This is a genomic window from Lyngbya sp. CCY1209 (assembly GCF_055795065.1).
Genome location: NZ_JAYFER010000682.1, coordinates 1 through 204, shown reverse-complemented (window position 1 = coordinate 204; position 204 = coordinate 1). Strand labels below are relative to the sequence as shown.

The 204-nt window shown below is 52.0% G+C and carries 1 protein-coding gene; it reads left to right on the top strand.

Annotated features, from left to right (window positions below):
• Window positions 1-13: 13 nt before the first annotated feature.
• A partial coding sequence (locus AC0QHF_RS28270) for a CHAT domain-containing protein (protein ID WP_324707621.1) occupies window positions 14-204 on the top strand: 191 nt, incomplete at its 3' end.

The window sequence follows — 204 nt, the reverse complement described above, 5'->3', positions numbered from 1 at the left end:
GGAATTGAGCGAAATGATACTGCAACCCGCCGCCGATCACTTGCAGAAAAAACGACTGTTAATTTCCGCCGATGGTATCCTGCAAAATATCCCCTTTTCCGCCCTGACGATTTCTCCGGGGGAGGAGTACGAACCGCTGATCGAACAGTATGAAATCGTGCGATCGCCCTCCGCTTCTGCGATCGCCCAAATTCGCCAAGATAC